The 22329-nt window shown below is 48.7% G+C and carries 16 protein-coding genes; 6 read left to right on the top strand and 10 right to left on the bottom strand.

What is annotated here, in order from left to right; translation table 11 throughout:
- Window positions 1-16 precede the first annotated feature (16 nt).
- A complete protein-coding gene (gene ccmA / locus AOV_RS00340; protein WP_075138675.1) occupies window positions 17-646 on the top strand; it encodes a heme ABC exporter ATP-binding protein CcmA in 630 nt (209 codons plus the stop codon).
- Window positions 647-887: 241 nt separating this feature from the next.
- On the opposite strand, the gene panB is transcribed toward ccmA, so the two are convergent.
- Together panB and AOV_RS00330 are read right to left on the bottom strand one after the other, a co-directional pair.
- Window positions 888-1673, bottom strand: coding sequence for a 3-methyl-2-oxobutanoate hydroxymethyltransferase (gene panB, locus AOV_RS00335; RefSeq protein ID WP_075139425.1), 786 nt, complete (start codon window positions 1671-1673; stop codon window positions 888-890).
- A gap of 33 nt (window positions 1674-1706) precedes the next feature.
- Complete coding sequence (locus AOV_RS00330; RefSeq protein ID WP_233497174.1) at window positions 1707-2708, bottom strand: COX15/CtaA family protein; 1002 nt, start codon at window positions 2706-2708, stop codon at window positions 1707-1709.
- A 371-nt stretch (window positions 2709-3079) separates the two neighbouring features.
- On the opposite strand from AOV_RS00330, the gene AOV_RS00325 reads away from it, so the two are divergent.
- Entirely contained in the window at window positions 3080-3835 is a 756-nt protein-coding gene (locus AOV_RS00325) for a DsbA family protein (RefSeq protein ID WP_075138673.1), read from the top strand.
- 12 nt (window positions 3836-3847) lie between these two features.
- Here AOV_RS00325 and hisS read toward each other — a convergent pair whose 3' ends face one another.
- Window positions 3848-5140 (bottom strand): histidine--tRNA ligase, encoded by a 1293-nt coding sequence (hisS, locus tag AOV_RS00320; RefSeq protein WP_075138672.1) that lies wholly within the window; start codon window positions 5138-5140, stop codon window positions 3848-3850.
- A gap of 117 nt (window positions 5141-5257) precedes the next feature.
- Here hisS and purC point away from each other — a divergent pair, with 117 nt between their 5' ends.
- Both purC and AOV_RS00310 read left to right on the top strand, forming a co-directional pair.
- Entirely contained in the window at window positions 5258-5986 is a 729-nt protein-coding gene (purC, locus tag AOV_RS00315; RefSeq protein WP_075138671.1) for a phosphoribosylaminoimidazolesuccinocarboxamide synthase, read from the top strand.
- Between the two features lie 142 nt (window positions 5987-6128).
- On the top strand, window positions 6129-9059 hold the full coding sequence (locus AOV_RS00310) for a hypothetical protein (protein WP_075138670.1): 2931 nt from the start codon (window positions 6129-6131) through the stop codon (window positions 9057-9059).
- A gap of 550 nt (window positions 9060-9609) precedes the next feature.
- Here the strand turns inward: AOV_RS00310 and AOV_RS00305 are convergent.
- The 6 genes from AOV_RS00305 to rnhA form a co-directional block, all read right to left on the bottom strand.
- On the bottom strand, window positions 9610-10344 hold the full coding sequence (locus AOV_RS00305) for a phosphatidate cytidylyltransferase (protein ID WP_233497173.1): 735 nt from the start codon (window positions 10342-10344) through the stop codon (window positions 9610-9612).
- A 104-nt stretch (window positions 10345-10448) separates the two neighbouring features.
- Window positions 10449-11138 carry a polyprenyl diphosphate synthase gene (gene uppS / locus AOV_RS00300; protein WP_075139423.1) on the bottom strand — a complete coding sequence of 230 codons (690 nt, stop codon included), beginning with the start codon at window positions 11136-11138 and terminating at the stop codon, window positions 10449-10451.
- 22 nt (window positions 11139-11160) lie between these two features.
- Window positions 11161-11712, bottom strand: coding sequence for a ribosome recycling factor (frr, locus tag AOV_RS00295; RefSeq protein ID WP_075138669.1), 552 nt, complete (start codon window positions 11710-11712; stop codon window positions 11161-11163).
- Window positions 11713-11720: 8 nt separating this feature from the next.
- Window positions 11721-12458, bottom strand: coding sequence for a UMP kinase (gene pyrH, locus AOV_RS00290; protein ID WP_075138668.1), 738 nt, complete (start codon window positions 12456-12458; stop codon window positions 11721-11723).
- Between the two features lie 186 nt (window positions 12459-12644).
- The gene (locus AOV_RS00285) at window positions 12645-15650 is read right to left on the bottom strand and encodes a YhdP family protein (protein ID WP_075138667.1); all 3006 of its coding nucleotides are present in this window, start codon (window positions 15648-15650) and stop codon (window positions 12645-12647) included.
- 9 nt (window positions 15651-15659) lie between these two features.
- Entirely contained in the window at window positions 15660-16115 is a 456-nt protein-coding gene (gene rnhA, locus AOV_RS00280; RefSeq protein ID WP_075138666.1) for a ribonuclease HI, read from the bottom strand.
- A 205-nt stretch (window positions 16116-16320) separates the two neighbouring features.
- On the opposite strand from rnhA, the gene mfd reads away from it, so the two are divergent.
- The gene (mfd, locus tag AOV_RS00275; RefSeq protein WP_233497172.1) at window positions 16321-19734 is read left to right on the top strand and encodes a transcription-repair coupling factor; all 3414 of its coding nucleotides are present in this window, start codon (window positions 16321-16323) and stop codon (window positions 19732-19734) included.
- A gap of 285 nt (window positions 19735-20019) precedes the next feature.
- Complete coding sequence (locus AOV_RS00270; RefSeq protein WP_075138664.1) at window positions 20020-20640, top strand: riboflavin synthase; 621 nt, start codon at window positions 20020-20022, stop codon at window positions 20638-20640.
- Window positions 20641-20724: 84 nt separating this feature from the next.
- Here AOV_RS00270 and AOV_RS00265 read toward each other — a convergent pair whose 3' ends face one another.
- Complete coding sequence (locus tag AOV_RS00265) at window positions 20725-22128, bottom strand: NAD(P)H-dependent flavin oxidoreductase (RefSeq protein WP_075139422.1); 1404 nt, start codon at window positions 22126-22128, stop codon at window positions 20725-20727.
- Window positions 22129-22329: the final 201 nt, after the last annotated feature.

The raw sequence follows: 22329 nt of genomic DNA, 5'->3' as shown, positions 1-22329 counted from the left end.
CGTATGGGGACACCAGATGTTAGAATGCTCAGGTGTTGCGTGCGCACGAGGTGACAGGTTACTGTTCGATAACCTCAGTTTTGTGGCAAAAAGCGGTTCCATTACCTTGGTAATTGGGAACAACGGCAGCGGAAAAACAACTCTACTTAGAACCATAATGGGGCTCATACCCGCAGCATCCGGTAGCATCAAACTCGATGGTGAGGGCATTACAACTTCCAGTGGATGCATTTCGCAGATCACCTATGTAGGCCACAAACCCGCTTGCACGGGTAATATGACTGTACAGGAAATTCTAGAATTTTGGGCACAGTGTAAGAACAGTAGTGAACTAACTGATGCGGCAGCGTGTTTTTTCGGATTGTATCCAATACTCGACGTAAGGTTCAAAAATTTGTCTTCGGGATGGCAAAAAAGAGTTGCTCTGTCGAGACTATTGGTATCAAACACACGCGTTTGGGTGGTAGACGAGCCATTTTCAAATTTGGATCCAGATGCAGTAGCTTTAGTGCAGAATCTGATATTAACACGTGCGGAACGGGGAGGTATTGTTATATTGGCGGACCACAAAAAGAGCGACCTATTTATTGACGCACAGATAGTGCAACTACCCCCGCAGATTGCTGCGCATACAGCACCTGAGTAACATGGCATTGTTGGAATTACAGTAACTGTGGCTCAGGAATTGCCCCAACCTCGCAGCACCGTTGGTTTGTGTATCACATGGCACAGCACTGCAAGCAGGCAGTACACGCAAAACCCCCTAGTGTAGGCCGCTATACACGTGTTAATTATGCATACATGAAGCTTGGAACTGCCGTTTTTACACAAACGGCTAGTGGGACACGATGCGCAGTGTATGAGGAGCATACGTTAAGTGTAGCCCGTTACTTGTAGCAATGTTCATTACCGGGAAACTCACCACACTTCACTTCCCGTACATAGTCGACCACAGCGTCTTTTATCGTCTGTTCTAGATCAGCAAACCGCTTTACAAACTTTGGATAACGTGATGATTGGCCCAGCATATCATCAATAACTAAAATCTGCCCGTCACATGCGTTAGAAGCCCCGATACCAATAGTAGGTACAGGCAACTCCTGGGTGAGCTCTGCGGCAAGGGACGCGCTTACGCACTCGAGCACAACGCAAAATGCACCTGCCTCGCATACCGCCTTGGCGCCATCCTTAATGTGCTGACGTGAGCTGTCAGTCTTGCCTTGGCATTTGTAACCACCCAGCTGATTGAAGTGCTGGGGCATTAGGCCTACATGGCCCATAACAGGAATTCCGCGTGATACCAAAAAGGCAATTTCTTCTGCAACACACACCCCGCCCTCTAACTTCACAGCATCGCATCCGGTTGCGCTCAAAATGCGAGACGCATTCCTGTACGCAAATTCTGGAGTGTGATAGCTGGCAAATGGCATGTCTACCACAACCAGGGCTTTACTACGCGCCTTCACAACCGCCTTGCCGTGCGCGATCATTATATCCAGCGTGACAGACAGTGTGGAATCCATGCCATACACGGTCTGTCCGACGGAGTCCCCCACGAGAATAAGATCGCAGTATTCATCCAAAATACGCGCCATCGGGAAAGTATAAGCGGTTAGGCAGGCGATTTTCTCTAGCCCCTTCTTCGCCTGTATGTCTAGTATATTCAAAAGCACTCCTGGTAGCGCACACAAATAGAGTGTGCCAGGTCACGGTATACCAGCGCGCCCAGAAATGCAAGCACTTCCTTCCAGCCTTAGCCCACACAACATATATACACCTGATGCGAGCACAACAAAGCTAAACACTTGATGCATCGCGGCTAGAACTATATGCACAACGCTAACCAAGGTTGCTACGCCAAGCAAAAATTGCAGCACAACACATGCGAGAAACAGTAAAGCACCGCGGGCCCTCAGCCAAAATGGTAGCAGCGCTGCACATATGACGATAAGCACAGCAACCAGCCTGTGCAAAAACTGCACTGCTGCAACATTGCACAGAAACCCGCCGTGCCATAATTTGGCTGAGAAAAGTGACTGTGGAATTATCGCACCATCCATCAGAGGGAAAGTATTATAGGTCAATCCTGCATCCAACCCGGCCACTAGCGCGCCTAAAACCATTTGTAGCACCGTTAGCCCAACAACAGCTGCCGCTGCAAAGAACTTGGCATTGGTTGTGCCCGTGGCGCTGCGCACCCCTGCACAGCGCAGGAAGCTATGCCACAATATTGAAAACAGCAAAATAGTCAGAAACAAATGCCCCGCCAGTCTGTAGTGACTGACGCGCGGAACACCAACAAGCCCGCTTTTCACCATAAACCACCCCATGGCCCCCTGCATGCCCCCCAGCAGTGCAACCATAAGCAGTTTTGCGACCATGGCTCGGCTTATTCGCTTGGTTATGGCAAAATACGGTATGGGAAGACAAAACACCGCCCCCAAGGCTCTGCCAAACAACCTGTGTATGTACTCAATGATGTAAATCCGCTTGAAGTCATCCAGCGAAATATCTTCCGCCCTGTGCTTGTACTCCGGCGTTTGAGCGTATTTCGCCTTTTCGCGCAGCCAGGCCTCATCACTCATCGGAGGAATAACCCCAATTACAGGCTGCCACTCAGTTATAGAAAGCCCAGAGTGAGTCAGGCGGGTTATGCCACCAATCACCACCATAAGGAGGGTCATGAAGCAGCATATCCCTAACCACACAGTAACACCAAAATGTGCCTTCATGTTTTTATGACTTCGCAACAGTCGGATAATTACACGCCTGCACGCTAAAGTACAATTAATTTTGACCGAAATTAGCCCGCAATCCTGCACATTTTGGCAAGTACCCCAAAACACACAGCTGCGTAATGAGCCATAGCAGGCACATGAAGTTGGGTCGGGTGCGCACAGGGTTACACACAAACCAGCTCTAAAGCGCCAATTACAGCGGTACAAAGCTGCATACACCCCTAGGAGAGCAGGTCTTCAAAGTTAGCCATGTGCCTCTGCTTTTGAGAGGAAGCCTTGACTATGCCGTAGGTCTGTGCTAGTAGCACCCCTGTTGTAGGAGTTTAGGCCGGGGTGCTGCTGTGGCTAGGATTTTTTGTTTGTTGAGTCTTGTAGTATTGGTGGCAAGCTTTCCGTTGATTAGCAAGTTTGTCTCCGGAGTGAAGAGGCAAGACAGGGAAGAGATCGAGGCCATAATCGAAGAGTATATATACAAAAATCCGAACAAAGTTATAGCTGCGCTTAGTAAGGGACAGGCGGCTATGAATGCGGCCGAGATGCGGAAGAAGGTTGCGGAAAATAGGGCAGCGCTGGATGATGTATCTTACCCCTCGTTCGGAAATAGGGAAAGCAAGGTGTTGCTGGTGGAGTTTTTTGATTTCTCTTGCGGGTATTGCAAGTCTATGCTCTCACACATAAAACAGCTACTTGAAGACGGAAAAGCTCGCATAGTGTTCAGGGACCTTCCAGCACTTGGAGAAGCCTCCACGTTGGCGGCGCGCGCGGCGCTTGCTGTGCATTTCATAAACCCGGAAAAATATATAGATTTTTACTATGCTGCTCTTGGCCACGACAAAAGGTTCACAGATGATGGAGTTGTGGAGATCGCTGAGTCTATAGGCGTGAAAAGGGAAGACCTCAAAAAGTCTCTAGAACAGAATGACAGTAAAATCAATGCCATGATTGACGCCACTAAGGACTTAGCCGAACGGTTGAACATTGGGGGCACCCCCTCTGTGGTGATTGGGGATACGGTGTTGGTCGGGGTAAGTGACTTACAGACATTGCGTGATTTAATACAAGGCGCCACGCAGGGTAGTAAGGGCAGCAGGGGATAACAAAGCTGTTATCTACTCTCCTGCACTGCTGAGGGCCGCCCGGTTGCTACCTTGGGCGCTGCTCTCCATGCCCGATACGTAGTTCCCAAGTTTGCCCATGCTTACCGTCTCCTGCAGCCCCGTAGCCATATGCCTGCATAGCACTTCACCTTTAGCAATCTCTTCGTCTCCCAGTATCAACGCCAGATCAGCACCAGATCTGTCAGCATTCTTGAGGCTGGTTTTGAGCTTCTTAACCGCGCCGTCACATAGAACTCTTATACCCCTACCCCGAAGTTCATGCGCAAAGCGTATCGCATACTTCACTGCTTCCTCCCCGAGGGGCAAAAAAGCAACTGAAAACCTCGTATTATGGTTGTAGGCCACCAAAGACGCCAACCTTTCTACGCCTCCGGCAAAGCCAACTGCTGGTACATCACCACCACCCATTGAGGCAACGAGTTTGTCGTACCTACCACCGGCAATTACTGCATCTTGCGAGCCTAGGTGAGTAGTTTTAAATTCGAATACCACTCCGCAATAATAGTCAAGCCCTCTAACAAGCTTGGGATTTACAGTATATGGAATGCCAAGGTTTTCTAATTGCCGCATAACGCCATCAAACATCATTTTGGATTCATCATCGTAAAAGTCTTCGATGACTGGAGCACCACAAAGTATGGCCGCATCGCCTCGATCTTTAGAATCGAGAATACGCAAGGGATTTGTTTGCAATCTTCTGCGGCTATCCTCAGATAGCGCATGTTCGTGCTTCTCAAAATACTTTAGCAGGCCGTTCCTGTATTTTAAAATGCTGTCCTGGCCGCCCAAGGAGTTTATTTCCAGACATACGCTACTACGAAGGCCTAGTGCACCTAGGATATCATATGCTAGCGCCATTAGTTCCGCATCTGCGGTGTATCCGGCACCAAAGTGCTCATAATTGATCTGGTGAAACTGCCTTTGTCGACATTTTTGCGGCCTTTCGTAGCGGAATACTGGACCAAAAGAGAAAAGCCGTGCCGGAAGGGCAAACCGCTCACATATTAACATTCTGGCTACTGCAGCGGTGAGTTCGGGCCTTAGAACAAGCATGTCACCACCCCGATCGGGAAAGGAATACATCTCTTTCCCAATTATGTCTGAAGAATCCCCCAAAGTTTTGAGAAACACATCCTGAAACTCAAAAATGGGCGTTTCTACCGGCACGAATCCGTATCTCTCCCCAACATCGTGGGCAATATCACGTATATACCAAAACTTATAGCATTCCTCCGGCAAAAGATCCCTAGTGCCCCTTACAGGCTGCAATTTACCCACACTCATACAAAGCCCCAGATCGACACAACTAGGCTGCCATTACGGCCCCAGATATATAGCTACTTGTACATTCTTTTGCAAAATTATCAACTGAATGTAGAATAGCACGGTTGGAGAGGTACGATGCACACCAAGCGCGAGGCGTTATACGAGGGCAAGGCTAAGATTATATTCCCAGGCCCGGATCCGGGCTCTGCGGTACAGCATTTTAAGGATGACATTACAGCTTTCAATTCACAAAAAAAGGATGTAATACCCGGCAAGGGAGCGGTTAACAATCGCATAAGCTATCTTATAATGCGACATCTGGAAAGCCATGGAATAAAAACCCACATACTTGGTTTCCTAAATGACAGGGAGCAGCTAGTCAGGAAGGTTGATATAATCCCGATAGAGGTAGTAGTGCGCAACCTGGCGTACGGTAGTTTTTGCAAGAGATTTGGCATAGCGCCAGGAAAGCCGATTTCCCCACCTGTGGTGGAGTTTTACTACAAAAATGACGCCTTGTCTGACCCTATGATGGCCGAAGACCATGTTGTAAGTTTTGGGTATGCAACCCGCGGCGAAGTTGGTCACATAAAGGCGGAGTCACTGCGCGTGAATACAATCCTTTGCAAAGTTATGAGTGAGGTTGGCATCGTACTTGTGGATTTCAAGTTGGAGTTCGGTAAACTGCAACAGGCAGATAGGGAAATTGTGCTCGCCGATGAGATTAGCCCGGATACATGCAGGCTTCATAACGCATTAGACGACTCAGTGTTGGATAAGGACCTATACCGACTCAATCTAGGCGACGCACTTAGTGGTTATACAGAAGTTCTACAAAGAATAGAGAGTCACATACCCGCGTAGATGGCCATTTACCAAGTTATTGGTGCCCAAATACGCTATTCATGCGCCGCTTGGTGTGTTAATAAATAAGTTAATATTTATTGACTTTTTAATAGAACACCACTACCTGTATAGCCTAGCGTGACCTTCGTTTAGGACTAGAATGAACAGACAAGCCTTTCTGACACAGCTCCGCAATGCTCGGGATTCCTTAGACCTGAAAACACTGGAATACTCTGCTAGAATGTCAAATTACGTCGCAGAGACACTCTCAAACAGCGAGCTAACGGCCCTGAGGAAGCAATGCGCGGATACGTTCGCGGAAATCCGAATTAACCTGGTAACAGCCAATAATACACGCGCGTTAAACAAATATAACAAGTATGTTAGAGACGTGTTGGCAAGGGCATTGTCGGCGCTGTACGCTATCATCTCTCTACGCAGGAATAAGCAGTACTCAACTCCATATCAGAGCATTAGTCACATACTTGCCAGCGGTGCCCCAGATGCGGAAAAATACATGCTCCTCTTGATGGAGTTCATGGAGGCTATACGGCCCACGAAAGTGAAGCGCTTCCCTGAATCGTACACAGGCACGTCTGTGGGAAGAGTTCGCACAGCGATCATGCAGAATGTGACCCAATTGTACGTTCGCGGCGCGGAACATGACAAGTACATTAGCCAATTGCACGAGTGCTTGTTAAAAATTTTGGACAAAATGCCCTTCCTGCTAGCAACTTGCGAACGCATAACACTGGTAAGAGGGCTATTAGCACACATCTCAGACATACCAAACGTGGACGAACCATCTCGACAAAGGTCTGCACATGCAGAAAGCCTGCAGCTGCAGTACTTGGACTTTATAACTAAAACTGCTCTATCATTGCGCTGCAGGAGCAAGATTGCCGCGTTGGGTAGCGTGCAAGAACCGGAAATGAGTTTGCCATATGTGGCCAAGCTTTTTGAGATTATTTTTAGCACTACAATCAGCAATCTAGTGCGACACCGCACAGAATATCCGGGACTGCGGGCAACATCAGAGCAACTTGTATGCTTGGGAAGAGACATTGCCGCTTCCGGGTTTCTTAATGCAGAGCAGTTAGCAACCTTCAGCGAGATACATTTCCCACTGGTCGAGCAGTTGCGCGAACTTTGCAAGCATATGGATAAGTACACCGATTACGCCGCACGAGGGTGGCACAGGGAGGCCGTACAAAAATGGCATAAGGAGATTGTCCCGCTATTGCACAGGGTTTCTGACCTTGCACACGCGGCACAAGTTCCCGAAGAAAATGATACACAAAGTGGCAATGAAATCTTCCGCAAAGTTCGCTTGAAACCGATTTGCCAGACCAACACCCCACCTCAAAACCCGCGAGACCTTTCTCGGTACAAATACCATAGACGCTGCATAGACAGGTTTTACAACGGGCTCTCACACCTAATGTGTAATGTGCATTTCCTTGACGGTGTAATGATCCAACTAGACGAAAAAATATCGCACATGTGCCAGAGCGCGGGAATTAGGAATAGAGTTCTAACCAGCGGTGATAGTCTCACCACATCTGTACACCACTACCTCGGCACTTTACAAGGTGTAGCACATACGGAAACTGGAACAGTGGCAAATTCCCACACACTGATAGAAACTGCTTCCGCGCTTTTGTCTCACGCATTAGTAATGCTTGACGGTCACCACATATCTAGAACGCCCGGTAGCCCGGCACAGGAGCAGCATGACTATATGCAAAGTACGGTCTACAGCCCAACCGCTGAGAGCGCATACAAGCTCAGATATTTGGCAGAGTTAAAGCAGCACATGGCGTCCTGCGCTCTCATGGCCCCACCAAGACAGCAACCTGCATACGTAGTGGCCTCGTGTATTAACATGCAATCACATTTACCAGGCACATCTTCGAGCACATATATTACTCAGGCATCGCACTTACCTTCCGCTACTGAACGCAAACACACCTCCAGCATGCTACAATCGGTGCAGGGAATAGCCGTACCACAAGTACAGCAAAACGTAGCTACACAACATGCAAATGTGGCACAATGTGGCACAGACCCTGAGTCTCATGCAGGTGAAGGCGTTACTGGAAACGTGCGTGGATTCCAAAACATACAGGAGCAAGCTAGAATGAGTGTAACTGGTTACGCGCCCCCACAACATGCAGTCCAAACTGCAAGTGGTACGAGCGGGCAGAGCGAGGCAACATCACACTGTGGAAACACGAACCTTTTTGGCAGCGGAACTTTTGTAGGCAACCCTACCCAGTTACGAGCAGCACACACGAACTACAGCGCCGCGTATACGGGCTCAACACACCCTGGCCAGCAGCAGCATAATATCGACCTGGTACTACATCCAGTCACACAGCCGGCAGTAAACCCTTGTTGGGCCGGCAGCAACACCAGCCACGCAGTGCACACCCAAACTACGAGCGGGCCAATAATTGCACCAGAATTAGCGGCACACACCAGAGCTGAGGTCACACAAGGTCTAAGTGCGGTTGAGGTTGCTACATACAGCTCAGTACCAGTGGGTGTTACTACACAATCTGCAACCCCACGTCTGCAGTTTGGTGATGTACCAGATAGTTCATTGCTTGAAGTACACTATGTAAACCAGGCAACGCACAATGATACCAGTTTTGGTGTCGAAACCAGCTCGCCTGGCGCCACAACACAGCGAATGTATGCACGGAACGGTCGTCTAGGTGAGCGGCACAGCTGGGCCCCATATCGAATAGCTTGCAGGCGCGGCTCAGAAGCCTCGCACTCAACCCCAGGTCCAAGCGCGGCTCTAGCCCCCACGGCTCCACCGCAGGGCATAACCACCCAGGAGGTATACAGATACGCGTTTATGCATTCGGGCGGCCGTGAAAACAGTACAGCATTTGGAATAAATGAACTCACTCAGGGTGCATCTATCACCGCAGCTTGTCAGGATCAGCCTATGGCAGAGCATACAGATCACGACACACCGTATGATTCCACACAATCAGATGCGGATTCACCACACGGCACAATTCTCGTAATTGACGAGGTAGCCCTAGCAACCACTCAGGGACACACCAAAATTGCATAGGAATATAAACAAAACGTGTGCCCCCTATCCTTGTGCAATAACCTCAAATGCATGGACATGCCTACACCGAAGCTTTTTATGATAACCAAAAGCCCGGCCAGCGGTTGTTGCGCGCAACATCAAAAAGCAATGACGAGCAGGATAGATGAGCCAAAACCAGTAAACATGTAGGTGCCGCCTCAGGTAGGCAAGCATTTTCCAGGTAAGACAGGGTTCCCTCATGGGTTACGAAGTGTTTCTGTTTTTGTGAGTCAACCCTACCCCACAATCGCGCTGACAGCCGCTCATCATCCCGCCAGTAACCTGCACGTAGCTGCGCTATCACTGAAGAATTAGTATGTTGGGTTACAAATAATGCAGGGCTGGATCAGCGACAGGACCCCATTCCCGGCCACCAAGGCGAAAGTTCCACGGCTCATTATCCCGCGCTATGGCGCAAACGCCCACGAATAGTAGCGCCATAAGTACACTACGCTCATATAGGGGCACTTAGTAGCTCGTTATGGACAGCCACCGGCTAGAACCTCCTTGGCACCATACGCCCCAGCTACTAAACATCAGCAAAAAATTTTGATACACGCTGTATGTAGTAGGCAACCATTGGGGCAGTAAACATGAACCCGTCAACACGATCTAGTATGCCGCCATGCCCGGGCACAATAAACCCGCTATCCTTAACCTTGCAAAGACGCTTAATGCCGGATTCCACAAAGTCCCCACATTGCGCAACTGCCGCAACTACCGCACCAATAAATAGAGCATGTGGAACAAAAAATATACCGAACATAACCGACATTAGCAGCGTAACTACGGCACTAAACGCAATACCCCCAAGTAGGCCCATCCACGTTTTGTTTGGGCTGACAGCGGGCAGTATCTTGCGCTTTCCTAGGCTTTTGCCAACAAAATATGCGCCTGTATCGGTACTCCACACACTGAGTATCATCCACAACAATATAATAGTCCCATGGGGCAATGTGTACAGGTATACAGCGGAGGCATACGGCAATGCGACCACAAAAATTGCGGGGATATAAAGATGTCTGTGCCCACCCGTCATTTGATGCCACTCAAACGCGGATACCATCGAAAGGGAGAAACACACAAGGTAAAATAAACACCCACCAATGTACATACTACCCAAAAACGCACTCGCCCCTAAAACTGATGTCAATATCCGCAGTAGCAAACTATCATCGATGACTGGCAGCTTGTAGCGCGCCACTTTTCTTTGCAGTTGCAACACACAGTTACCGGCTTCTTTGAAAAACTCTATAATCTTCATGCATCCCCCAAAATACAGCTGCACAACATCGCGCACTATGGATGCCACAGCTCAAACACGGCTGGACAGCACATTTGCCCCGTTGATTATACACATATAGCAGCCTATCTGCCATATTTCCTGTGCCTAGCCAGATAGCTATCCAGCGCATCAGAAAAATGCGCAGCAGTAAAATCTGGCCACATAATATCACAGAAGTAGAGCTCAGCATATGCGAGCTGCCAGAGCAAAAAGTTGCTAATGCGTTTTTCGCCTCCAGATCTTATCAGTAAATCAACATCTGGAAGATCCTTGGTCCACATAAAGCTGCTCAGTGTCTCTCCATCAACAAACTCAACACCTGAATCCAACGCCGCGTTCACGGCCTGTATTATGTCTTGTCTCGCGCCATAGCTAACCGCAACATTCAGGCACAAGGCATCGTTGTTGCGCGTCACCGATTGAATATCAAACATGTGCTCAACCAGATCCACACGCAGGAGTTTCAAATCACCCACAAACCTTATGCTTGCTCCATAATCATGAGCAAGTTTGCGAAGCTCTGGTGAGGATAGATAGTTGGAAAACAGGCTCATAATATCGCTGACTTCATCAGTACTCCTAAACCAATTTTCCAGGGAGAAGGCGTACAGAGTAAGATGTTTAATGGAATGACCAATACAGGCTTCTACAACCTTTTCAGCGGCCAGTAGACCCTGAGTGTACGCTTCCATCTTTGGTAGGCCCCGACTTTCCGCCCATCTACCGTTCCCATCCATTATTACGGCAACGTGTTTAGGCAATTTGTGCACCATAGCAGACATCCAAACAGTGCATTTAGCTCAAAATTTCGCTTTCCTTAACGGAAAAGGCATCACCTATCTTCTTGATGAACGTATCTGTGACTTTCTGTATCTCCGCACTTACGGAGTGGAAGTCATCCTCTGAGATCTCTTTATTGTCCTGCATAGACTTTAGCTTATCTATTGTATCTCTCCTGATATTGCGCACAGAAACCCTCCCCTCTTCGGTAAGCTTACTGAGCATTTTCACCAAACTTTTTCTCACATCATTCGTAAGCTCAGGCACCACAAGCCTTATGGTAGTTGCCTCACACGTCATACTAAAACCGAGATTAGACGCATCAATGGCCGCCTTTACATCGCCAAGTATGCTGGCATCCCACAATGAAATCAGCAAAGTTCTACCGGAAACGGATATACTTGCCACCGTGTTAAGCCGCACCTTGTTACCGTAATAAGTGAGGAATACTCCGTCCAACAACGAAGCACTTACCCGCCCTGTTCTGATACCTGATATGTCGCTCAGAAACATCGAAAAGGTTTTCTCCATCCTTTCCCTAGCGCATTCCTTGATAGCATCCGTCATACCGCCTCCTAGTCAGATATAGTAGTGAACAGCCCTTTACCCTGCACAGCCTCAAAAAATGCCCCATCCCCACCTAGATCAAACACTATTATCGGCACGGAATTTTCTCTTGCTAGCGATATTGCAGCTGCATCCATAATCTTCAAATTGGACGACAAAAGGTCATGATACGATATTCTGTCGTACCGCACCGCAGAACCGTCTTTCTTGGGATCGGAGGAGTATACACCATCAACTTGAGTACCCTTGAATATTGCGTCACAGCGCATTTCTATGCCACGGAGCACGGCTGCAGTGTCCGTAGTGAAAAACGGGCTACCTATACCTGCAGCGCATATAACCACCCTTCCTTTCTCAAGGTGTCTCACAGCACGTCTTCTTATGTATGTCTCACAGACAGCAGTCATCGGCATAGCCGATAGCACCCTACATTCCACGCCCATTTCCTCAAGAGCATTCTGCAGAGTCAATGCGTTGATCACGGTTGCCAGCATACCGACATAGTCATTACTAGTTCTTTCAAACCCGTCTGAGGTAGATGAACCGCGAAATATGTTCCCGCCACCCACAACTATACAAAGCTCTACGCCGGATTCTTTCACATTTTTGAGGTCACGAGACAACCTGAGCACAACTTCGGGATCAAAGCCAAACCTTTCCCCACCAACGAACGCCTCACCCGATACTTTAAGCAAAACCCTGGAGTACTGCACACCCCCCGTGGCAGCACCATCACTTACCGACATCTTAAAACGAAACCCGTCCCACAAGCCTGGCAAGATTATACAACAACCGAACAAAGACGCAATCTTCCATGCGCAACTTCGTCATGGCGCAGCACGCATAAAACGTGCAGCACAACCCGCGACTACAGCATGTCGTACTACCAACCAACACATTTACAACACCGAAAGGGCACTATACTGTCGGGGTCACCCAGCAGTGGAGCGTTGCTGCTTCACATTACCGGCCCCACCCCTTGACTTATCATCTATGGCTTTGAGTACCCTCTTGAGTAGGTTGGGTGCGAGAATCGACAAGAAATTCACTGATATATCATGAGCTTTGTCAGTACCCTTAACTTTATAGTCGATAGCAACCACACCTCTGCTGTATCCACCAGTTAGCAACTTGCCAATCAGTGGTGTACTCCACACTAACTTGCTAACCGCGTAAGCGGGCACTATTTGGCCTCGCACATCAAAACTTTTCGTGCTCAGATTTATCTCGCCCCCCACACTTATGCCAAGTTCTATTCCTTCGATCCACGACTCATCAAAACTGACGCGGTTGTTGTTGTAGTTGAACGGAACATTAAGCTTACCAAAGTGTATACCGCTACCATTGAGTGTATTGCCAATGCCCTGTAGAGATGAGAGAGTCAATATTTGCGCAAGTATGGGTGCGTTTACAATATTAAAATTCGTGAGCGAGAACACGCCTTGTGTTCTACCCATGTGACTGTCCGGGTACATATATATGGACAGATGCCCGCCATCTACAGTGCTTACAACGTCAATAGCCCGCAGGAAGCTACCCGCGTTTTCTGTGCTCACCTCCAGGCCTCTTGGTCCGTACTCTATCCTAACCGGTGAATTATCGTTGGCAAAATTCGCACCCATCTTTGCATGCAGTTTTCCATCACCACCAAACTTCATGTTAAAGAGGACGCGCTTTATGGGCACATTGTTTTTCATGAGCGCGTTGTGCACGCGCAATTTTACCTCAAACCCTCCTTGCTGCCGCGATTCACTATTTAGAAAGGCCCACAAATTGGTTTTACTGAGGTCCAAAAACTTCCCATTCAACTGAAGCACGAGGTTGCCATCTTTTGCAGACTTAATATGGGCCTGCGCGTCAGTTTTCAGGAATCGCACGCGGTCTGCCACCAAATCCACATCTTGGCCGATGTGTCCGCTTAACCGAATGTCTATACCCTGCCCTTCTATAGTTGCGTTATGAACCTGTATGTTCCCACTCTTCTCCACCAATGCTGCAAACTTTAGTATCCTCGCCTGGTCACCCACTGGAAAGTACCCCAGCCCTGAGTACAAACCTGCAACATCTAGTACGCCATTAACCTTAGTTCCACCAGTACCGGAATGATTACTAGCCCAATCTATAGTAGCTTTGGCGTAACCACTGAGGCCAACATGCCGGGCCGCTGCGCTGAACTGCTTTATGTTATCTCCAGAAATATACCCCTCAAACTTACACATCATGCTGCCGCCACTACTAGGATCCCCGCTCGCAACAAGAGTCATGTCGTGCTCGTTCATCTTGCCTTTAATGGTTGCTTCTACGCTTCCATTGTGAACTATAAGATCTAAACCCGCGCTGTACACGTCAAAGCTATCCAAAACCCCACTCACTGAAAGGTCCCCAACTTCAGAGGTGATATAAACATCGCTATGTACGTCAGACACCCCGGACAGATTTGATACCTCAATTATGAACTTCGTGTTGGCAACACCCGATATATTTTCTGCTACGACCCCAAAGCGCTCCTGTCCGTTCGCCGCAGTATATATCTTGCTGACATCACCAAAGGCTCTGCCACGCATCTCAAGCCTTGCATCTCTACTGCTAACATCCTTAATAACAGCAACACCTTCAACGGCATTTACGCCCCTGAAGCTATAATTGCCAGACCGAATTACTAGCTCTCCTCTATCTAGTAGTAGGCCACCATCTGCTATATTCACCGCGCCCAACTTGTTGCTAACCATAACGGCTGCATCCCGTACATGCGCACTAAACCGGTAATTGGCCACGTTTTTTATGTCATTGATGTGGCCATGAAAAGCCACCTGAGGCTCCCTGAAAGTGCCTTCCACTACGTTACTGCAGTACCAACGCTTCAAATCCGGGTATAGCTGCTCGGGCCAGTATCTACACACCTGCTGTGTTTTAAGTTCATAGCTACTTACACTGGCATTAAGGCGGTTGTTTATGGCGTTGAAGTAGGCTCGCGCCTTGAGAGCTACATCATCCATGAGGAGGTTAAAATCAGACAACAAAAGCTCGTGGTCGCTGTATTTGGCTCTAACCCGAAAACCGTGCACAATGATACTGTCGTGCAGTCCGTACGGAACAGTGCCCTTTAAGCTTTGCAAGTCAATGTCGCAGTATTCTATCCTGTCATGGGCATCCAATACTATATCCGCAGCTCCAGAGATCAGCACCTTGTTATACAAGGGCAGCACACCGTCCAGAAACCTAATATACTCGAACAGTGCAGTGTTGAAGTTGTCACACTTAACGTTAAGTGATATCACACCCTTATAGTGCTCGGACACCTTAACTTTAATTGATGACGCCCCGCTGGTCAGCTCCAGCGAGAAAAGCCTACCGTCATATTTTGCTTCGGTCCCGAACGATAGTGAGTCCACCTTCAGGTTTTCACCGCTCTGATTACTAAGCAGCATACTCCCCACTTTAACGGGCACGCTGGATTTGATGAGCACAAATAGCTTCTCCCGAAGTGCAGAGACCGAAAGCGTCGGTCTGGTGCCACTGACTTCCTTATCAGGGCTGAATGCGCTCAGGTACACGGTGGGAATCTCAACCCGGCTAGCACCCCAGTCTCCCCACAAAAATAGGACACCCACTTTGGAGTAAACCGCAACTTCGGGAATTTCCGTCTTAAGACCTGATTTCTTGTCCGTAATTACAAGCCCCTTTGCTGACAGAAAGAAGTTCTCATCAGCTCTGCGCCAAGAGAGTTTTACATCCTGTATGTTAACGTCAGCACCGGAAAAAAATTTTGAGAGCTTGAACTTCAGATACAGGTTTATGATGCCAGCGCGGAACTCTATTGTGTCTTTAGTACTGACGTTGTAGTACAGCACCCCCCCAAACGTGAGCACCGCACCCACTAGCAGCAATTTTACACAAGTCCACACCATAGAGTTCATAGAATCTGACAAAAGTCTCACAGCGTAAAATCATTTTGGAGTGACCATGCGGCGCTCTGCTTCGCCTCGAGCAAGCATATCAGCCTCTTCGTTATATTCATCCCCAGCGTGAGCCTTCACCCACCTCCACTCAATACTATGCAGCAAAGTCAGTCTTTCAAGCTCCACCCACAAGTCAACATTCTTCACAGCAGACTTGTTAGATGTCCTCCACCCGTTCAACTTCCATTTGTTAATCCAATCCGTAATCCCGTTCTTCACGTAGGTACTGTCCGTATTGACGCACACACTACATGGCCCAGCCAAAGCCGCCAAAGCCATAATCACAGCGGTGAGCTCCATCCTGTTGTTTGTGGTATCGTCACTGCCACCCGATATTCTGCGCTCTTCTCCATCACCAAAGCGCAGCACAGCACCCCAACCTCCGGGCCCAGGATTGCCAGAACAGGCACCATCGGTGTATATGGCAACCCTACTTTTCCCCATAAGCACCATACATCGTCGTTTTCGATTGTATTCCAATACCTCACATAATACAATGACATTCGTCATTAGCCCTAAGGTACTGTGGCCAGGAGGATGTTTGAGCAGCGCGAGTAATTGTTTCCTATTCTTACGGAGTGCTGCCGTTGTGTGCGTGGTCCGCTGTTGGGGGGTGGTTCGCACTTGGCGCGCGTTCGTAGGCGTGCGCGTGGGCTCTCTTGAAGTAATAACCGGTGTTGCTCCAGAATTTGGAGACATGCTCATGGCCCAGATGTGCATGGAAGATCGGCATACTTCATTTGTGTTTGTTGTGCAGGAAAGCGTATCCCTGGCGCATTTGGCAAAAACCTTAAAGTTTTTTGACCGGGAGCGAGACGTGTTCACCCTGCCTCAGTGGGATTCAATCCCACACAAGGGGGTCTCGCCCAGCAATCTGGTTATGGCAACCAGAATGAAGTGTCTGCTTAACATTTCTAAGACCCAAAACCCATACATAGTTCTGACAACCGCGGGTGCAGTTGCGCAGAAAGTGCTGCCAGCACATTCTGTGGCCAGTGCCACCATCACCATTGCTCCTGGTGACAGTCTGTCCATGAATGTGCTGGTAAAGCATTTGGTGGCATGTGGATACACGCAATCTTCCGCGGTACGCGAGGTGGGAAGCTTTGCAGTACGGGGAGAAATCGTCGATATTTTCCAGCCGATAGATAACAAACCTACCAGAATAGACTTCTGTTACGATGCTGTTGAGTCTATCAGATATTTCAACCTTGATACACAAATTACAGATGGGGACGCGCTACAAAGTTTGGTCATCTACCCAGCATCTGAAGTAATAAAAACCGAAGAAAACCTGAGTCTGTTTTACACGAGATACATGCAGTGTCCAAACCCCGACCCAGAATTTGCCGAGGCCATGCTTTCCAAGCAAAAATGTATGGGGGAAGAGCAGTGGCTACCTTTGTTACAGGCAGGTGAGTTGTCAACCATTTTTGACTACGTCCCAGACGCAAAACTAGTGTTTGCAGAGCCAGCTTCAGAAGAAGTATTGCAGCGCTTGGAAGGCGCACGAGAAGCAGGTCATGCAACACAACCTACAGCCGAGAAAAGCGCTTTGTTTTTGGATTTACAGGGTTACACGCAAATTACAAAAGGCTTTAGCAAGGCCATATTCTGCCGTTTTGATGCGGCACCAAAAAACAACCTATGGGAGCACCAACAGGTCAGATGCTCTTCTAGCAATATCAGCGCTGTGCCAAATTTCAGGTTGCTAGCACAAGAACAAAAGGCTGATGTATTCGCGGTGGCCACTGATTACATTAACTCCGCACATAAGACTCTAATCCTCGCCTGTTATTCTGAAGGATCACTGCTATATTTCATAGATAAGTTTAGAGCGCATGGCATACACATATCCAGAGTGCATGAGTATGCAGGTTCTCTAGACTTGTTCAACGCGGCCGTGCTACTAACAAGTTGCAGTGTTGTAACCCACGATTTTATCGTGATCACAGAGTACAGCCTGCTGAAACGCCAGTGTGCTGCCGGTCGCTCCTCTGGCACGGTAGTCAGCGAAGACACCTGCTTTGCGGTAGGAGATGTGGTAGTACACAAGGACTACGGCATTGGCATATTTAATGCGCTACGCACGCTCAGTGTGTGCGGAAACTCACACGATTTTGTTGAGATCCTCTACCGCAATAATGACAAACTCTTCGTGCCGGTAGAAGATATAGACTTGATCACAAAGTACGGTACTAATACCGACGTCGTCTTGGATAAACTCGGCAGCACCTCATGGCAGGAACGCAGCGCCAAACTCAAGAAACGTATTAAAGACATTGCTCAAACGTTGTTACGCTCAGAAGCTATGCGCGTACTCGCGGAGGGCAGCAAGTTTCTCGCGAATCAAAGGTACTTGGATTTTTGTAAAGAGTTTCCGTACATAGAAACCGAAGACCAGATCAAAGCGATATCAGAAGTTGAAGAGGATCTCGCCAGCGGCAAGGTGATGGATAGACTCATATGTGGCGACGTGGGATTTGGAAAAACAGAAGTCGCGCTGCGCGCGGCATTTTTAGTCATAAACGAAGATCCAACCAGGCAGGTTGCCGTGATAGTCCCTACGACCCTGCTATGCAGGCAACATCTTGCAGCATTTAGAGAGAGATTTCAAAACTACGACATCAATGTTCAACAACTTTCACGATCATCCGCCACGCAAAAGTCTAAGGTAAAAAAGGCGCTGGAGGACGGGAACATCAATATAATCATAGGTACAAGTGCGCTTCTTGCAAAAGATATAAGATTTTTAGACTTAAGCTTGCTAATTATCGATGAGGAACAACATTTCGGCGTACAACAGAAAGAACAACTAAAAAAGCTCAGACACGACGTGCACGTGCTATCCTTATCTGCAACACCAATTCCCAGAACACTGCACATGTCACTCTCCGGGATAAAGAACTTGAGCGTTTTGAGGACCCCACCCATAGGGAGGATGGCCGTGGATATTGCCATCATACAGTACGATGGCAATATAATCAAAACCGCAATTCTAGACGAGGTCAACCGAGGCGGCAGAGTGTTTTTCACCTGCCCGTTTATTTCCGACATCGACGGCGTGCTAGAAGATCTACAAAAATTGGTCCCAGATGTGAAGGTTGAGGTAGCGCATGGCAGAACATCTACCAAGGCGTTGGACAAGATTATGAATGACTTTTTCGATGGAAAGTTTTCCGTCCTTCTGACAACATCCATCATCGAAAGTGGCATAGACATACCCTTCGCCAACACCATAATAGTACACAATGCGGACATGTTCGGCTTGGCACAGCTGTATCAGCTCAAGGGAAGAGTGGGTCGGAGCACCTTAAAGGGTTACGCCTACTTCATAACGTCAAAGAATGCGTTGCCCAACTCACCCGGCATAAAAAGGCTAGAAGCGGTAAGGTCCCTAAATAGCGTTGGGTCGGGCTTTGCCTTAGCCCTACAAGATATGGATATGCGCGGCTTTGGAAATCTTGTAGGGGAGGAGCAGTCTGGCAACATAAAGGAAGTTGGGATTGAGCTGTATCATAAAATGCTGGAAGAAGCCATAGCCGCGTGCCAGGAGAAACCATACACACCTGCGGGTTGTCACAGCGCAAAAGTAGTCGTAGATGCGAATATCAGGATTCCTGAGTCTTATATCAGGGAGCTAGACCTGCGCATAAGGGTGTATAAAAAAATCAGTAGCTTGAAAACCGCGGAGGAAGCAGATACCTGCTTTGTCGAACTAGTAAACAGATTCGGCGCACCACCACCAGAGGTTATGAATTTGCTGAATGTAATGCGCATCAAACAGCTTTGCTCTACACTCAGCATACAAGAGGTCACACAGGTGAAGCGGCACGTCACATTTTCGCTGTCGCACGGTGCAGCAGCGCATGCGGGAATGTTGAAACATGTAGTAGACAACCACGATATTTTTACGATATACGACCACAGCGTCAGGATGTCAGTGCCCAAGGCATCGCAGAATCAAATACTGGAATACATATTGTCCCACCTCACGCGTATGACTGCTGCACAAATCTGCGGCCCCGATAGCCAGATTGTAGGGCCTTCCACAGCACAGTGACGTTAATTACATGTTCCGAATGCCTGCCCACATTGTGCGCAACCCCACACAACAGCTTGAACGCGACGTACCTACAGCCTGCGCTCACCACCGATAACGGGGCCCAAAAGGCACAATCACCTGTGTTACCTGCACATACTTGCCCAATCGCACAAGATTAATCGTAAGGTTGACAAGTGCTCCCTGTGCGGATACAAGAACGTGGTAGACTGCTCGGCGTTGCTCAACCCTAGGTGCTGGTCACGCCGGGGGTTTGGTGTAGGTTCCTGGTAGGCTGGGGGTTTTATGTTCAGCGGGATCGTGGCAGCTGTGGGTGTCGTTGAGGAGGTGTCACCATCCGAAGATAGTGACGTAGCAGTGCGGCTAAGCGTGGAAGATAAAGACCTCCTAGCAAGAGTGGACGTGGGTGGTTCGGTCGCCTGCGCCGGTGTTTGTCTAACGGTGGTGGACAAGGGTAGCGGTTTTACCGTGAATGTATCTAAGGAAACCTTAGGAGCCACCAACCTGAAGCACTGGAATGCGGGTACCAAGGTGAACCTTGAGCTGCCGTTAAGGATGGGTGACCCCATGGATGGCCATATGGTGCAGGGGCACGTTGACGGAGTGGGAAGGGTGGAGTCTGTTGTTCAAATTGCCGGTTCCTATACCCTTATGGTAAGCTGCGACGAAATATTAACTAAGTACATAGCCCGCAAGGGCTCAATAGCACTGGACGGCGTTTCTATGACTGTAAACTCCTCCGGCAGTGGGTTGTTCGTGGTTAATGTAATTCCGCATACATGGAACCATACAACATTTCAATATATCAAGGCTGATACCGAGATAAACATAGAAACAGATCTTATAGCCAGATACCTGGAATCCCTGCTAAAGGACAACAGGATCAACAATGAAACTATGGAATAGGTACCGCAAAGCAGGCACACAAGGCCGGAGAAAAAAGTGGTGCGTAGTACGCCTCCTCACGCACGGGTGGCAGGAACTCGATTTTCAGTAGCCGCTGAGTATTCTATCAACCAGTTCCTGCACAGTTGGAATGTACCCACCTTTGTAGAACTCATCCTTACCGAACCTGTACGCATTATGCCCAGAAAACATCAGTTCCCTGTCACAATCGCCCTTGCGAATGATGTTCTGCAGTGTTTTTTGAATACAAAAGCTCCTCGGATCTGGCTTTTCCCCAGTATTGTAGTTGCCATGGTCTTTCCAATTGCTGAACTTACAGTGGCTTAAGCACCCCATACAACCTATTTGGTCCTCCCGTATTTCACGGGCCTTTTTTTCGGTAACAAAAATTACCGTGTCATTTGGTGTTTTTAGCATGGTGTCATAGCCAGAGGCAGTCCAAGCATCAGCACGCTCTTTATCAGAGGCCGTGACGTATATATCTCGCCCCCTGGGGCCAAATTTTACGGCAACCACAAAGTCATCCCTGTGCTCGTTACTGAAGGGAATCTGGCGCTCGTTACGCTCTTGCAGCTCACGCAAAAATTCGTTCCTAACAGCAGAAGAGTAAAACCCTGTGGGACTGAATTTGTTAAGTAGTACGTCCCCAACCTCGAGGGAAAGCAGTCTCTTTTTCCAAAACATCGAAATTGGACTCTCCTCCGTAACCAGAGGTCTTGTACCGAACTGGAACGCTACTGGGCCTATTTTGGCATTATCTAGCCACGTTTCCCACTCTTTCAGGTGCCACACCCCTCCGGCCATTATCAGAACAACTTCAGAAAGACCCGCTTCGTTCATGAAAGACCTAATCTCCGCCACTCTGTCAAACGGATCTTGAGGCACGTTCGGATCCTCACTGTTGCTGAGCCCATTGTGCCCTCCGGCAAGCCACGGATCTTCATACACCACACCACCCAGTAGCTCCTTGGGGAATTTGCGATACGCGCGCGTCCATAGAATCCTAAAAGCGCGAGCAGAAGAGACTATGGGATAGTAGTAGACCCCGCACTGCATCGACACCTCAGCCAATTTGTATGGCATACCAGCACCACACGTTACGCCGTGAATCAGGCCTTTGGCGCCTTCTAGCACCCCGTACAGCACCTCGCTAACGTTGCCCATTTCCCACAGAACGTTCATGTGCACCCTGCCACGCCCTTGTGATACATCGTGTGCGATGCGCGCCTGGCTTATACCGGCCTCTATGCTGTAGCGTATCAACTCCCGGTTGCGTTCCCCTCTGGTTTTTCCTCTATATACCAACGGCACGTGCTCCCCGTTGCTATCCACAAGCGCGGGACTAGCACAGGAAAACGTACCCACAGCATCAGCAGCGGCAAAGGCCCCCGCACTTCTCCCGTCGCTGACTCCAATCCCCTTACCTCCTTCGATAATGGGCCACACCTCGCGACCGGAAATACAGACTTTCCTAATTCCTTTCAGCAAAAGAGCAATCCTCCCCCTCAACGCTATAAGCCCGGCCAGGGCCTCGCTATGCGCAGTACGAAAACTCACGAAACACCCTGGAGTCTAGCGCTTATGCGTTCTACAGTCAACGAAAATGAGGCCGCAAGCCAATCTAGGCCACACCAATGGGTAAGACTAATGCACCATTGTCACCAATCGCAGAGACACACCAGCACGTAG

The organism is Anaplasma ovis str. Haibei, from assembly GCF_002214625.1.
Lineage (GTDB): Bacteria > Pseudomonadota > Alphaproteobacteria > Rickettsiales > Anaplasmataceae > Anaplasma > Anaplasma ovis.
The sequence above is the reverse complement of the archived record's forward strand: the minus strand, read 5'-3'. Positions and strand labels throughout refer to the sequence as shown.

Coding starts and splice junctions, on each gene's coding strand:
- ccmA (WP_075138675.1), top strand. CDS start 17: ATGTTAGAATGCTCAGGTGTTGCGTGCGCACGAGGTGACAGGTTACTG.
- pyrH (WP_075138668.1), bottom strand. CDS start 12,458: ATGTCGGTAAGTGATGGTGCTGCCACGGGGGGTGTGCAGTACTCCAGG.
- hisS (WP_075138672.1), bottom strand. CDS start 5,140: ATGAGTGTGGGTAAATTGCAGCCTGTAAGGGGCACTAGGGATCTTTTG.
- rnhA (WP_075138666.1), bottom strand. CDS start 16,115: ATGGGGAAAAGTAGGGTTGCCATATACACCGATGGTGCCTGTTCTGGC.
- AOV_RS00305 (WP_233497173.1), bottom strand. CDS start 10,344: ATGAAGATTATAGAGTTTTTCAAAGAAGCCGGTAACTGTGTGTTGCAA.
- frr (WP_075138669.1), bottom strand. CDS start 11,712: ATGACGGATGCTATCAAGGAATGCGCTAGGGAAAGGATGGAGAAAACC.
- AOV_RS00270 (WP_075138664.1), top strand. CDS start 20,020: ATGTTCAGCGGGATCGTGGCAGCTGTGGGTGTCGTTGAGGAGGTGTCA.
- uppS (WP_075139423.1), bottom strand. CDS start 11,138: ATGGTGCACAAATTGCCTAAACACGTTGCCGTAATAATGGATGGGAAC.
- AOV_RS00310 (WP_075138670.1), top strand. CDS start 6,129: ATGAACAGACAAGCCTTTCTGACACAGCTCCGCAATGCTCGGGATTCC.
- purC (WP_075138671.1), top strand. CDS start 5,258: ATGCACACCAAGCGCGAGGCGTTATACGAGGGCAAGGCTAAGATTATA.